Origin of the sequence: Pinirhizobacter sp. (assembly GCF_036499745.1) — a bacterium.
Lineage (GTDB): Bacteria > Pseudomonadota > Gammaproteobacteria > Xanthomonadales > Rhodanobacteraceae > Pinirhizobacter.
In genome coordinates, this window is the sequence record NZ_DASYDG010000004.1 from 1 (window position 1) to 12,245 (window position 12,245).

Sequence of the window (12,245 nt, forward strand, 5' to 3'; positions counted from 1 at the left end):
CGCTGTCGTAGGTGGTCGGCCCATGGGTCGGCGTTTCGGGCACCGTCAGGTCGCCGCTGGATTTCGCCTTGGTCCAGCGATTGAATGCCGGTGCCAGCGGGCCGACCGAAAACAGCACCACCACCCACATCGAGTAGCACACCGCATCGGTGAGCAACGACATCGCCAAGTGCTGGTCGGACATGCCGATCGCCTGCTTGACCGCGATCATGTTGGCGGTGCCGCCCATCCAGCTCCCTGACAACGCGGCCAGCGGATGCCAGGCATCGCCGGGCAGCCAGCGGCGATACAGCAGAAAGGTTGCAACGAAAGCAACGAACAGCGCGATCGCGGCGCAGGTGAACACTGCGAGCACGCGCGGCCCCAGCCGCCAGATCGCGCGCAGGTCGCAATTGATCATCAACAGAAACAGCAGCGCCGGCACCATGTGCGTGGTGAGCATCGACTGCGCCGCGCGGATGTCATCGTTGACCTGCCACAACCCTGACACCGCCAGCGCTGTCACGAACAGATAGGTCAGTACGATCGGCGGCAACACATTGAAGATGCGCCAGTTGAAGCGGCGCTCCACCGCGGGGAACAGCCCGGCAGCCAGCAACATCACCGCCAGATAAGGCCAGACCGTATGGATCACCAGTGTCCCCCAGGTGGTCGCCCATCGGCGTAGCCGGGGCGATGGATTCATTAGGAAAGGAATAGGTAATTCCTTTCTGATTCCACCGGAGCATAAATTATTGACCGCGATTTGCAAGCATGTTACACAACGCTTTCAAGGGGCTCGACCCGGGGCGTTCGACCATGAGCATTCGATGATGATCAGGCAGCATTCGATCACGAGAAGCGCGCGCCAAAATCGGGGTTTGCAGGCGATTCTGCTGGCCACGCTGCTCGTCTCATCGCAAGTTCTTGCGGATGACCATGTCACTCCTCCCGCCGCGATCATTACGCAGATCGACGCCGGCCATTTCAAGGCCGCCGATGCAGCGATCGCCACGGCGCTGCAACAGCCAGGCTTGTCGGCGGACGCGCGGAACGCCGTGCTGTTCCAGCGCGAGCGCATGCACCGCATTTTGCTTGATTTCACCCTGGACGCGGACGACGTCAAGGCGCGTGTGCGCAAGCAAATCCCCGATCTTTCCGATGCTGAATTCGCCCGTTGGGATGCGGCGGGACTGTTCGAACATCAGGACATCGACGGTCGCACGCTGTACTTCAAGCGCTCACCCGGCAACCTGTTCCGGATCAGCCCCGAAGCGCTGGCACGTCGTGCCGTGCAGACGCCGATCAGCGGCGGCCCGATGGAAAGCTTGAATGACTACCAGCGCGCGATCCGCCGTACGGCGCTGGCGGAGCATCGCGGCAGCGTCCTGCCGCAACGCATACGCATGACCCAACTGCTGACGGTGAAAGCCGATGCGCTGCCGGCAGGCCAGACCGTACGCGCATGGATTCCCTATCCGCGTGCCATTCCCGGCCAGCAGGAAGATATCCGTTACGTTTCCAGCGAACCGGCCGCGCACCGCATGGCCCCCGCGTCGGCGATGCAAAGCACGGTGTACCTGGAGAAACCGGCGCAGGCCGGACAGCCGACGAAGTTTTCGGTCACCTACGAAGTAACCCTTTACGCGCAATATCACGATATCGACGCGAACAAGGTGACCGCGGAGAAAATCACCCCGCAGCTGGCGCCGTTCGTGGCGGAGCGTCCACCGCACATCGTGTTCACCGACGCCATGCGCGCGTTCTCGCGCAAGGTGGTGGGCAACGAGACCAACCCGTACCGCATCGCGCAGAAGCTATTCGCCGCAGTGGATCGCATTCCCTGGGCCGGTGCGCGGGAGTACTCGACCATCTCCAATATCAGCGACTACGCGCTGCACGCCGGCCATGCCGACTGTGGGCAGCAGACGCTGCTGCTGATGACCCTGCTGCGCCTCAACGGCATCCCCACACGCTGGCAGTCCGGCATGGTGTTCGCCGACGACGGCAAGTACAACGACATCCACGACTGGGGTTACCTGTATCTGGCGCCGTACGGCTGGGTGCCGATGGATGTGACTACCGGACGGCTGCAGCCCGGCCCCGGCGACGACAAGGCGCTGGAATGGTTTTACCTCGGCGGCCTGGACAATTATCGACTGGCCTTCAACGACGACTTCGGCCAGCCCTTTGTGCCGCCCAAGACCCAGTTCCGTTCAGACGATGTCGACTCACAGCGCGGCGAGGCGGAGTGGAGCGGCGGCAACCTGTACTTCGACCAGTTGGGCTACGATTTCAAGTGGACGTTCCTCAGCAAGACGGCCATCAACGGCACGCAAAAGCGCAGCGGTGAATAACCCTTCGCCCGCCATGCCGTCCCCTATGCCTGCCCCAGCCGTCCCTGCCACCTTGGACGGTGTCGACCTCACCGCCCTGGCGGCACAACTCGGCACGCCGCTGCATGCCTATTCGGCCAGCGCGATCCGCGCGCGCATCGAGGGACTGCAGTCCGCGCTGCATGGCCTTGATGCCGGCATCCGCTATGCGGTCAAGGCCAATTCGAATCTCGCCGTGCTGCAATTGATGGCCGCGGCTGGCGTGGGCGCCGACATCGTTTCATCCGGTGAGCTGCGCCGCTGCCTGCATGCCGGCATCCCCGCCGACCGGATCGTCTTCTCCGGCGTCGGCAAGACCGAGGACGAGATGACCGGCGCGCTCGACGCGGGCATCGAGCGCTTCAATGTCGAGTCGCACGATGAGCTTCTGACCCTGCAGCGGATCGCCCAGGCGCGCGGATCGGTCGCGCGTGCCGCAGTGCGCATCAACCCCGACGTGGACGCACAGACCCACGCGAAGATTTCCACGGGCAAGTCGGAGAACAAGTTCGGCGTGAGCATCGACGAGGCGCGCCGCTGGTTCGCCGGACGGGCACGGCTTTCGCACGTGCAACTCGACGGCCTGCACGTGCACATCGGATCGCAAATTCTTTCGCTGCAGCCGTACCGGCTGGCGCTGGCGCGGGTCGCCGATTTCTGGCGCGAGCTTGAACAGGCCGGCCATCCGATCCGCAGCATCGACGTCGGCGGCGGCCTGGGCGTGCGCTACCGCGCCGAAGAAGACCAACCTATCGCCGCGGCCGATTACGCCGCGGTGATCGGCGAGGCGCTGGCCGGCTACCAAGGGCGCCTGCTGCTGGAACCGGGGCGCTACTTGGTTGCCGAGGCCGGCATCCTGCTGACCCGGGTGCTGCGCATCAAGCAGGGCGAAGAGCGGCAGTTCCTGGTGATCGACGCGGCCATGAACGACCTGCAGCGACCGAGCCTTTACGATGCCTGGCATGACATCGTGCCGGTGGTCGCGGACCCGACCCGGCCGATGACCCGCTACGACATCGTAGGTCCCGTCTGTGAAACCGGCGATACCTTCGCCCGGGCACGTGAACTGCCCGAATGCCGGGCGGGTGACCTGCTGATGATCATGGCCACCGGTGCGTACGGCGCATCGATGGCCTCGACCTACAATTCGCGACCGCTGGCCGCCGAAGCGATGCTCAACCAGGGAAGGTATGCGGTGATCCGTCGCCGCCAACCATTCGAAGAGATGATCGCCGGCGAACAGCCCGCGCGGAACTGGCAAACGACATGAACCGGGAAACCCCATGACACCGATCGCACGCATTGCAGCCTTCGCCTCACTGTCCGTTTTCGGGGTGCTGCCGGCACACGCACAGCCCGATCCGCCGATCACCATCGACACGCATGTGGACATCCCGTTTTCATATATGAAAGATCCGAAGTTCGACGTCGGCAAAGCCACGCCGCTGCTGGTCGACCTGGGCAAGATGGAGCGCGGTGGGTTGAACGCCGCTTTCTTCGTGGTGTGGGTGCCGCAGCACAAGCTCGATGCGGCCGGCTACGCCAAGGCGGTGGCGCAGGGCGAGCAGAAATACGACGCCATCGGCCGCATGCTGCTTCAGTACCCCGACCGTATCCGCCTGGCCACCACGCCGGAGCAACTGATGGCCAACCACAAGGCTGGCCTGCTGTCGGCGACCATCGAGATCGAGAACGGCTACTCGCTCGGCCACGACATCCATCGCCTGGATGCAGCCTACGATCGCGGCGCACGCTCGATCGGTTTGGCCCACGTCGGTAACAACGACCTTTGCACCAGTTCGCTTCCCGATACCAAGCACGGCGAGCCTGAGATGAACAGCGCCGGCGACACCGGCATGAGCGACTTCGGCCGCGCGGTGGTCAAGCGCGCCAACCAGCTGGGGATGCTGGTGGATGTCTCGCACTCCTCCGATGCCTGCGTGCGCGAAGCACTCAAGCTATCCACCGCGCCGGTCTACGCCTCGCACTCTGGCGCGCGCGCGGTGCTCGATCATCCGCGCAACCTGCCTGACGACCTGCTGCGCGCGATCGCCGACAAGGGCGGCGTGGTCGATGCAGTGGCCTACAAGGAATTCCTCAAGCATGATCCGGGTCGCGAGGCCGCCGAAAAGAAACTGCAGGACGCCATCGCCAAACAGCAGGGCGACGCGAAGTACGACAGCGACAAGCACGACTACCTGCCGGCGATGGATGCAGGCATGGCCGAAATCCAGAAAAAGTATCCGCTGGCCACGCTTGACGACTATATGAACCAGATCCAGCACATGGTGAAGGTCGCCGGCATCGACCATGTCGGCATCGCCTCGGATTTCGACGGCGGCGGCGGCATCACCGGCTGGGCCAATGCCGGTGAAACGCACAACGTCACCGCGGCGCTGCGCAAGCGCGGCTTCAGCGACGCCGACATCGCCAAGCTATGGGGCGACAACCTGCTGCGCGTATGGCGCGAGGTAGATCGCGATGCGGAACATTAAGCTCACCCTGTTGCTCTGGTTCGCATGCAGCTGCACCGCGCATGCCGCGAACGGACCTGCAAATGACTTCGACAAGATCATCGACGACACGGTCGCGCGCTATCACCTGCCCGGCCTTGCCGTCGGCGTGATCGAGAACGGCAAGGTCGTCTACGTCCGTACGGTTGGCGAGACCGTGGCGGGCTCCGGGCAGAAGATCAATCCGCAGACGCTGTTCAAGATCGCCTCCAATAGCAAGGCGATGACCACTGCGCTGCTTGGACGGCTGGTCGACCAGGGCAAGCTGCGCTGGGACGACCCGGTGACCAAGTACCTGCCGCAGTTCCGCATGCACGACCCTTGGGTGACCGCCAACATGCGTGTGGCGGACCTCCTCACCCATTCCAGCGGCCTGCCCGAAGGCGGCGGCGACCTGATGCTGTGGCCGGAACCGAACCTTTTCACCCGCGCGGACATCATCCACGGCCTGCAATACATAAAGCCCGGATACAGCTTCCGCTCTCAGTACCAGTACGACAACCTGCTCTACGTGGTGGCCGGCGAAGTGGCCGCCGCCGCCGGCGGCGCGCCTTATGAAACGCTGATGCACCGCGAAGTGTTCACCCCGCTGGGGCTTTCGCGCTGCCAGGTCGGCGAATGGAATCGGGACGCCATCGGCAATGTGGCGCAGCCGCACCGGCGGGACCAGGGTCACAACGTGGTGATGCGCGCAGACGGCCTGGTGGTGCCTGCGATCACCTCCGATGCGGCCGGCGGCATCCGCTGCGACCTCGACGACATGCTGACCTGGGCGCACCAGTGGCTCGATCCAAGCCCGGAGCAGTTGCGCTGGCTTTCCGGCACGCAGCGCCAGGTGCTGCAGTCACCGCACATGCTGATTCCACTGTCCGCGCAGCGCCGTGCATGGGACAACTCGCACGTCATGGCCTACGGCTACGGCTGGCGCATGACCGACGTCAACGGCCAGTGGCTGGTCTGGCATACCGGCACGCTGAGCGGGATGTATTCCATGCTGGCCCTGCTGCCGGACCATAAAGATGGTTTCGTGTTCATGATCAATGGCGAGGCCGATGAAGCGCGCACCGTGCTCGGCGAACTGCTGGTCAAGCACTTCACCGCGCCCGGCGAACAACGCGACGTGAACTGGTATGCCGATCAGCTCGAACGCGACGCTGCGAAGCATGCGCAAAAATCCGCCGTCCCCGACATCGCCGCGCAGCACCCCGCCGCCGGCGCTGAACTGGCGGCATGGACCGGCGTCTACCGCGACCCGTGGTTCGGTGAAATGTCGCTGTGCCCGCGCGACGGCCAGGTGCATTTCGCCGCCGCCAAGTCGCCGGGCATGGCAGGCACGGTAATGCATGCGGGCACGCGATACCTGGTGCACTGGGACCACAGCGGCGAGCTGGATGCCTGGCTGAATTTCCATGCCGCGCAGGGTGCGCAACCTATCACCCTGACCATGGCCAAAACCGATCCGCAGGGAGACTTCAGTTCCGATTATGAAGACCTTCATTTCAGCCGCATCAGCGCCTGCCACTGACGGCTACCGCACTGCCATCACCGGGGATCGCCATGAATCCACTGAATCTTGTCCTGGCTTCGATGCTGATGTTTCCCGGCCATGCCTCGCAGGCGCACGCAACCCATGCACCGGCAGCTTCGGCACCGGTCGACAAGTTAATGCAGAAATACCAGGGCGATGCGCCCGGCGCATCGCTGCTGGTGATCAGGGATGGCGTGCCGCTGGTGCGCCAGGGCTACGGCATGGCCGACCTCGAACAGCACACCGCCGCCGCACCCGACACCAACTACCGGCTGGCATCGGTAAGCAAGCAGTTCACCGCCGCGTCGATCCTGCTGCTGGCCGAGGATGGCAAGCTGAAGCTTACCGATTCGATCCGCCACTGGCTGCCGTCGCTGCCGGCCAGCACCGACAAGGTCACCCTGCAGGAGCTTCTGAGCCATACCGGCGGCCTGATCGACTACGAAGACCTGATGCCGGCGAACACCACCCAGCAGCTCAACGACCAGGACGTTCTGCGCATGCTGTCGGCCACCAGCAAGACCTATTTCGCACCAGGCACGGCGTATCGATACAGCAATTCGGGCTATGTACTGCTCGGACTGGTGGTTGAAAAAGCCTCCGGCGAAAGCCTGCCGGCGTTCATGCAGCAACGCATCTTCAAGCCGCTGCACATGGACCACACCCTGATGTACGTGCGCGGCGGCCCGGAAGTCGGCCACCGCGCTTACGGCTACAGCCAGGTCGGCGGCGCGTGGCAGCGCACCGACCAGGACCTGACCAGCGCGACGCGCGGCGACGGCGGCATTTATTCATCGATCGATGACCTGGCATTGTGGGACGCTGCACTCTATGACCACCGCCTGCTCAGCGATGCCTCGCGCAAGCTGGCCTTCAGCCCGCACGTGAAAGTGGTCGGCGAGCCGTACCAGGCCAGCTACGGTTTCGGCTGGCGCATCACCGGTGACACGCTGTGGCATTCGGGCGAAAGCATCGGCTTCCGCAATGTGATCGTGCGCTGGCCTAGGCAGCACCTGACCATTATCCTGCTCAGCAACCGCAACGATCCGGAGCCGTATCGCACGGTGCTGGCGATCGCGCAGTCATTCCTCGCGCACTGACGCGCGCGCAGATTCAGTCAAGAGATGTCCACCATGCAACGCTTCCTGCCAAGGCTTCATAAAAGCGCCCTGTCGATGTTCCGCGTCGTCGTGCTTGCGCCGTTGCTGCTGCTGGCCGCCTGCGCGCACCTGCCCCCGCACAATCCACTGGCGACATGGGTGCATTCGCCCAACCAGGACATGCGCCGGCCGGTGCTGATCGTGGTGCATTTCACCGAACAGCATTCGGTGCAGGAGAGCCTGGAAACGCTACGTACCCAGAACAGCGGCGGCCGGGTGAGCGCCACCTACCTGATAGGCAACGATGGCCACGTCTACCAGTTGGTATCGGACGAACGCCGCGCATGGCATGCGGGCTCGGGGCATTGGGGCACCATCACCGATGTCAACTCGGCCTCCATCGGCATCGAGCTGGACAACGACGGCCAGTCGCCGTTCGCGCAGGCGCAGATCAACAGCCTGCTGCAGCTGCTCACCGACCTCACCACGCGCCTGCACATTCCGCGCGCGCAGATCATCGGCCACCAGGATCTCGCGCCCACCCGCAAGCCCGATCCCGGCAAGCTGTTCCCGTGGAAGCAGCTGGCCGACGCCGGCTTCGGATTGTGGCCGCGGGGCGAACTGGTCGACCCGCCTGCGGGATTCGATCCATGGATGGCGATGGCGGTAGTCGGCTATCCGCTGGAGGATCGTCCCGCCGCGGTGAAAGCGTTCCACAACCACTTCCGCGGCATCGACGGCGACACGCTCGATCAGCAGGACCTGCGCATCCTCTACAACCTGTCGCAGATCATCGAGCGCGGCGACAACGTGCGCTGATCAATTAGCCGGTGCGTTGCGCCTACCCAGAACTCACCCCGTTTCTTGTCGCTCGGGCGGGGTAGTGGTTCCCGATGGTCCATGTGCCACTGCAAGACAAGGGCAATGGCATCGATCGACTCCTGCAGTGCTTCCACCTGGGAATCGTCGACACTATTGAAGGCAGGGAGGTCGCGGCAAGTCACTACGTAAGCGCCGCCGTCCTGCACGATTTTCACTGCGTATCGCATCACCGCTCCATTGAGTGCCGCATAGCAACACAAGTGTTATCGACAACACTTGTGTTGTTTTGTCACATCGGTCCCGGCATGTAGGTAGCGCTCACGTGTTGTGCACACAGCCACCCTTCGGCAAGGGCTACCTCAGGCCGCCAGCGTCAGACCCGACCGCATCACCCTCGCTGCGGCCACCATGGCTTCCAGCGCCGCGCGTGTCTCGGGCCACCCACGCGTCTTCAACCCGCAATCAGGATTCACCCATAACTGCTGTGGCTTCAGTACCGCGGCGGCCTTCTCTAACAAAGCGATCATTTCCGAAGACTGCGGTACCCGGGGTGAATGGATATCGTAAACACCAGGGCCGATGTCGTTGGGGTAACGGAAGCGTACGAACGCGTCGAGCAACTCCATGCGCGAGCGCGAGGTCTCGATGGAGATGACGTCCGCGTCCATCGCCGCCACGGCCTCCATGATGTCGTTGAATTCCGAGTAGCACATGTGAGTGTGCACCTGGGTTTCGTCAGCCACGCCTGATGCGGTGAGGCGGAATGCGTTTACAGCCCAGTCCAGATAACCCTTCCAATCCGCTCGGCGTAACGGCAAGCCCTCACGCAGGGCCGGCTCGTCGATCTGGATCACACCGATGCCCGCGCCTTCCAGGTTCAATACCTCGTCGCGCAGTGCCAGGGCAATCTGTCGACAAGTGGCCGAGCGTGGCTGGTCATCGCGCACGAACGACCACTGCAATACGGTAACCGGGCCGGTGAGCATGCCTTTCATCGGCCGGTCGGTGAGCGATTGCGCATACTGCGACCAGCGAACCGTCATCGCCGTCGGGCGACGCACGTCGCCGAAGATGATCGGCGGCTTGACGCAGCGCGAGCCGTAACTCTGCACCCATCCGAGCTTGGTGAAGGCGAAGCCATCGAGCTGCTCGCCGAAGTATTCCACCATGTCGTTGCGTTCGAATTCGCCATGGACGAGTACATCAAGGCCGATCTGCTCCTGGAAGCGCACGCACTTTTCGGTCTCGGCGGCCAGGAAAGCATCGTAGTCGGCATCGCTGAGCTTGCCTGACTTGTTCCGGGCCCGTGCCTCACGAACCTCATGGGTCTGGGGGAAGGAGCCGATGGTGGTGGTCGGGAACAGCGGCAAGCCAAGCCGTTTGGCCTGTGCCTGCTGGCGCTCCGGGTAGGCGGACTGACGACGCGTGGCTGATGGACCGATCGCGGCCAGTCGGGCGGTGACGTCCGGACGATGCACCTTGTCCGAGTGACGGCGGCGATCCTGGCGCCCGCGTGCATCGAGCAGCGCGGATTGTGCCTGGACCTTTCCGTCCAGGGCATCGCCCACCACACGCAGTTCTTCAATCTTCTGGCGCGCAAAGGCGAGCCACTCGTGGATGTCTTCCGGCAGCGCGTTTTCCAGCGAAGCGTCGATCGGCACGTGCAGCAGCGAACACGAGGGCGCCAGTTGGAGGGCTGCCGAGCCGATCGCATCGCGCGCGTGCCGGGCAAGGACAAGGGCGCGGTCGAGATCGGCGCGCCATACGTTGCGTCCGTCCACCACGCCGAGCGACAACACCAGGTCCCGCGGCCATGCCAGCAACACGGTATCCAGCTGGCCGGGCGCGCGCACCAGGTCGATATGCAGGCCATCGATGGCCAGTTCCCGCACCAGAGGGAGGTTGTCGCCAACATCACCGAAGTAGGTCGCCAGCATCAGGTTTGGCCGGTCCACCTTGGCCAGGGCCGCATAAGCACGTCGATACGCCGCATGGTCGTCGGCATCCAGATCGAGCACCAGGCAGGGCTCGTCGATCTGTACCCATTCGGCGCCGGCGGCCTTCAGCCTGCCCAGTAGTTCCGCATAGGCCGGCAAGAGGCGATCGAGCAGATCCAGGCGGTCACTGCCATCGACTGTCTTGGCCAGCAGGAGAAAGCTCACCGGCCCCAGCAGTACGGGGCGGGCCTGCAGGCCCAGCGCCCTGGCTTCAAGGAATTCAGCGATGGGCTTGTCGCCGCGCAGGCGGAACTGCTGGTCGCCGGTCAGCTCCGGCACCAGGTAGTGATAGTTGGTATCGAACCACTTGGTCATCTCCAGCGCGTGCAAGTCGAAGCCATCTTTCTGCGTGCCGCGGGCCAGGGCGAAGTAGCCGGCTAACGGATCGGCATCGGCGAGGGCGCGATAGCGCTCGGGAATGGCATCGAACAGGAAGGCGGTATCGAGCACATGGTCGTAAAGCGAAAAGTCGTTGCACGGCACGATGTCGGCGCCGGCGTCGCGCTGCAGGGTCCAGTGGCGATGCCGCAGTTCCCGTGCGGTGTCCTGCAGGGCTTCGGCTTCGGCGCCGCCGGCCCAATAGACTTCCAGCGCTCGCTTGAGCTCTCGCCTGGCGCCCATGCGCGGGAATCCAAGGTTGGCAATGTTGGTCATGTGTAGCGTTTCCTCTCATGCGTGATGAAGAGGAACGAAGGAACCGCGCGCAAGGCGACCCTGGAAAAGGACGCACCCGCCACGCCAGCGACCTTCGCCCCCGCGGGCGAGCCGGATCAACACGAGGGATCGCACGGAGGAACGCGCCACGGCGCCGAAGGGCCGCAACGCATGGCTCCGGTCGCCTCCCCGCGGAAGCTCCAGGTCAAAACAGGGATCACTCCCTGGTCGCGGCAGGTCTTCGGGCTCGTGGACGAAAGGCGCATCGCGCCTTGCCTACTGTTCGCCGCTTCCCGGCCCTTGTTGGGCCAGTGCTTGTGGCGAAGTTCGTTTCCACACACCGCTGCGGGGCAGCGCCGGAATGGGCCGTGAGGCCGCACCGGACTTCCCTTTTAATTACATCTCTTTATCTTGATGAAGAGATGCAAACCACGACGAGGCGTAAGTTACGCCTGCACGGATGAAAGGTCAAACTGGCAGGGGCGTACTATCCGTGGATAGCCGCAACGGATTGATTCGTATCGGTTCACCCCGATATCAGGACCGTTGGTGCAAAGAATAAAGCGGAGGCGACATGGCAACCGGCTGGGCAGGTGATGGCGCGGTGCAGGACCAGATCGACGCGACGGTGAACGACGCGGTAGAGCGTGCGCGCCGCCAGCTCAAAGGTGGCCCTGGCCTTGAGCGATGCGAGGAATGTGACGCGCCGATTCCCGCGGCACGGCGAAAGGCCGTTCCCGGCGTTCGCCTGTGCGTGGCCTGTCAGCAGGCAGCCGATGACGAACCGGGTGCCCGCCTGTTCAACCGGCGTGGCAGCAAGGATAGCCAGCTGCGTTGATGGTCAGGCGGTGGCGGCGCCTTCTACCGGTTCCACCGGTTCCACGGCCTCGAATGAAGCAAGCTCGGGAGTGTAGTGATGCCCGGCGTCGGCTTGTTCGGCGTTGGGTGCCTCGTCGCTGGCATTCGCCTGCATCTTGCGCAGGGCAAGTACCGAGCGCAGGTTCCGCTCCATTTCGGCGACAGTCAGCGGAAAATAATTGTCTTCGAAGTCATTGGCCAGCCAGCTGGCCACGCGCTGGTGATCCACGGGCACCTGCATCGCGTGCAGGGCGGCCACGACATCGCCGGCGTCCAGGCCCGATACTTCGCACACCAGGCGCCACAGCCAGTTCACGCGCTGCGGATCGAGGCCGCGGGTCATCGGCGGACGTTGGTACGGACGGAAGTTGAGGTCGCTCATGGCATGCAGTCCCAGGCATGGGAGATTCGATGCCTGC

Annotated in this window: 11 protein-coding genes and 1 riboswitch; of the genes, 7 read left to right on the forward strand and 4 right to left on the reverse strand. The window is 63.9% G+C overall.

The window, feature by feature from the left end:
- Positions 1 to 634, reverse strand: a 634-nt coding sequence (locus VGM61_RS01100) for a DUF819 family protein (RefSeq protein ID WP_331520854.1), incomplete at its 3' end; no start/stop codon positions are given.
- Between the two features lie 178 nt (positions 635 to 812).
- Here VGM61_RS01100 and VGM61_RS01105 point away from each other — a divergent pair.
- Genes VGM61_RS01105 through VGM61_RS01130 form a run of 6 tightly spaced genes read left to right on the forward strand, consistent with a single transcriptional unit; the run spans position 813 to position 8,314 of the window.
- Positions 813 to 2,336, forward strand: coding sequence for a transglutaminase domain-containing protein (locus VGM61_RS01105; protein WP_331520913.1), 1,524 nt, complete (start codon positions 813 to 815; stop codon positions 2,334 to 2,336).
- 25 nt (positions 2,337 to 2,361) lie between these two features.
- Positions 2,362 to 3,624 carry a diaminopimelate decarboxylase gene (gene lysA / locus VGM61_RS01110; protein WP_331520855.1) on the forward strand — a complete coding sequence of 421 codons (1,263 nt, stop codon included), beginning with the start codon at positions 2,362 to 2,364 and terminating at the stop codon, positions 3,622 to 3,624.
- 13 nt (positions 3,625 to 3,637) lie between these two features.
- Positions 3,638 to 4,849 (forward strand): dipeptidase, encoded by a 1,212-nt coding sequence (locus VGM61_RS01115; protein ID WP_331520856.1) that lies wholly within the window; start codon positions 3,638 to 3,640, stop codon positions 4,847 to 4,849.
- Positions 4,836 to 6,392 (forward strand): serine hydrolase, encoded by a 1,557-nt coding sequence (locus VGM61_RS01120; RefSeq protein WP_331520857.1) that lies wholly within the window; start codon positions 4,836 to 4,838, stop codon positions 6,390 to 6,392. The genes VGM61_RS01115 and VGM61_RS01120 overlap by 14 nt, the downstream gene beginning before the upstream one ends.
- Before the next feature lie 32 nt (positions 6,393 to 6,424).
- A complete protein-coding gene (locus tag VGM61_RS01125) occupies positions 6,425 to 7,495 on the forward strand; it encodes a serine hydrolase domain-containing protein (protein ID WP_331520858.1) in 1,071 nt (356 codons plus the stop codon).
- 33 nt (positions 7,496 to 7,528) lie between these two features.
- Positions 7,529 to 8,314 carry an N-acetylmuramoyl-L-alanine amidase gene (locus tag VGM61_RS01130; protein ID WP_331520859.1) on the forward strand — a complete coding sequence of 262 codons (786 nt, stop codon included), beginning with the start codon at positions 7,529 to 7,531 and terminating at the stop codon, positions 8,312 to 8,314.
- Here VGM61_RS01130 and VGM61_RS01135 read toward each other — a convergent pair.
- Both VGM61_RS01135 and metE read right to left on the reverse strand, forming a co-directional pair.
- Positions 8,269 to 8,544, reverse strand: coding sequence for a type II toxin-antitoxin system HicB family antitoxin (locus tag VGM61_RS01135; RefSeq protein ID WP_331520860.1), 276 nt, complete (start codon positions 8,542 to 8,544; stop codon positions 8,269 to 8,271). The genes VGM61_RS01130 and VGM61_RS01135 overlap by 46 nt on opposite strands.
- A 132-nt stretch (positions 8,545 to 8,676) precedes the next feature.
- Positions 8,677 to 10,968: a 5-methyltetrahydropteroyltriglutamate--homocysteine S-methyltransferase gene (gene metE / locus VGM61_RS01140; protein WP_331520861.1), complete on the reverse strand. Its 2,292-nt coding sequence runs from the start codon at positions 10,966 to 10,968 to the stop codon at positions 8,677 to 8,679.
- Between the two features lie 215 nt (positions 10,969 to 11,183).
- A riboswitch (cobalamin riboswitch) is annotated at positions 11,184 to 11,417 on the reverse strand.
- A gap of 125 nt (positions 11,418 to 11,542) precedes the next feature.
- Between metE and VGM61_RS01145 the strand changes: the two genes are divergently transcribed.
- Positions 11,543 to 11,806: a DksA/TraR family C4-type zinc finger protein gene (locus VGM61_RS01145; protein WP_331520862.1), complete on the forward strand. Its 264-nt coding sequence runs from the start codon at positions 11,543 to 11,545 to the stop codon at positions 11,804 to 11,806.
- A gap of 3 nt (positions 11,807 to 11,809) precedes the next feature.
- On the opposite strand, the gene VGM61_RS01150 is transcribed toward VGM61_RS01145, so the two are convergent.
- A complete protein-coding gene (locus tag VGM61_RS01150) occupies positions 11,810 to 12,208 on the reverse strand; it encodes a hypothetical protein (RefSeq protein ID WP_331520863.1) in 399 nt (132 codons plus the stop codon).
- Positions 12,209 to 12,245 lie beyond the last annotated feature (37 nt).

Coding starts and splice junctions, on each gene's coding strand:
- VGM61_RS01135 (WP_331520860.1), bottom strand. CDS start 8,544: ATGCGATACGCAGTGAAAATCGTGCAGGACGGCGGCGCTTACGTAGTG.
- metE (WP_331520861.1), bottom strand. CDS start 10,968: ATGACCAACATTGCCAACCTTGGATTCCCGCGCATGGGCGCCAGGCGA.
- VGM61_RS01105 (WP_331520913.1), top strand. CDS start 813: ATGATCAGGCAGCATTCGATCACGAGAAGCGCGCGCCAAAATCGGGGT.
- VGM61_RS01125 (WP_331520858.1), top strand. CDS start 6,425: ATGAATCCACTGAATCTTGTCCTGGCTTCGATGCTGATGTTTCCCGGC.
- VGM61_RS01130 (WP_331520859.1), top strand. CDS start 7,529: ATGCAACGCTTCCTGCCAAGGCTTCATAAAAGCGCCCTGTCGATGTTC.
- VGM61_RS01120 (WP_331520857.1), top strand. CDS start 4,836: ATGCGGAACATTAAGCTCACCCTGTTGCTCTGGTTCGCATGCAGCTGC.
- lysA (WP_331520855.1), top strand. CDS start 2,362: ATGCCTGCCCCAGCCGTCCCTGCCACCTTGGACGGTGTCGACCTCACC.
- VGM61_RS01145 (WP_331520862.1), top strand. CDS start 11,543: ATGGCAACCGGCTGGGCAGGTGATGGCGCGGTGCAGGACCAGATCGAC.
- VGM61_RS01150 (WP_331520863.1), bottom strand. CDS start 12,208: ATGAGCGACCTCAACTTCCGTCCGTACCAACGTCCGCCGATGACCCGC.
- VGM61_RS01115 (WP_331520856.1), top strand. CDS start 3,638: ATGACACCGATCGCACGCATTGCAGCCTTCGCCTCACTGTCCGTTTTC.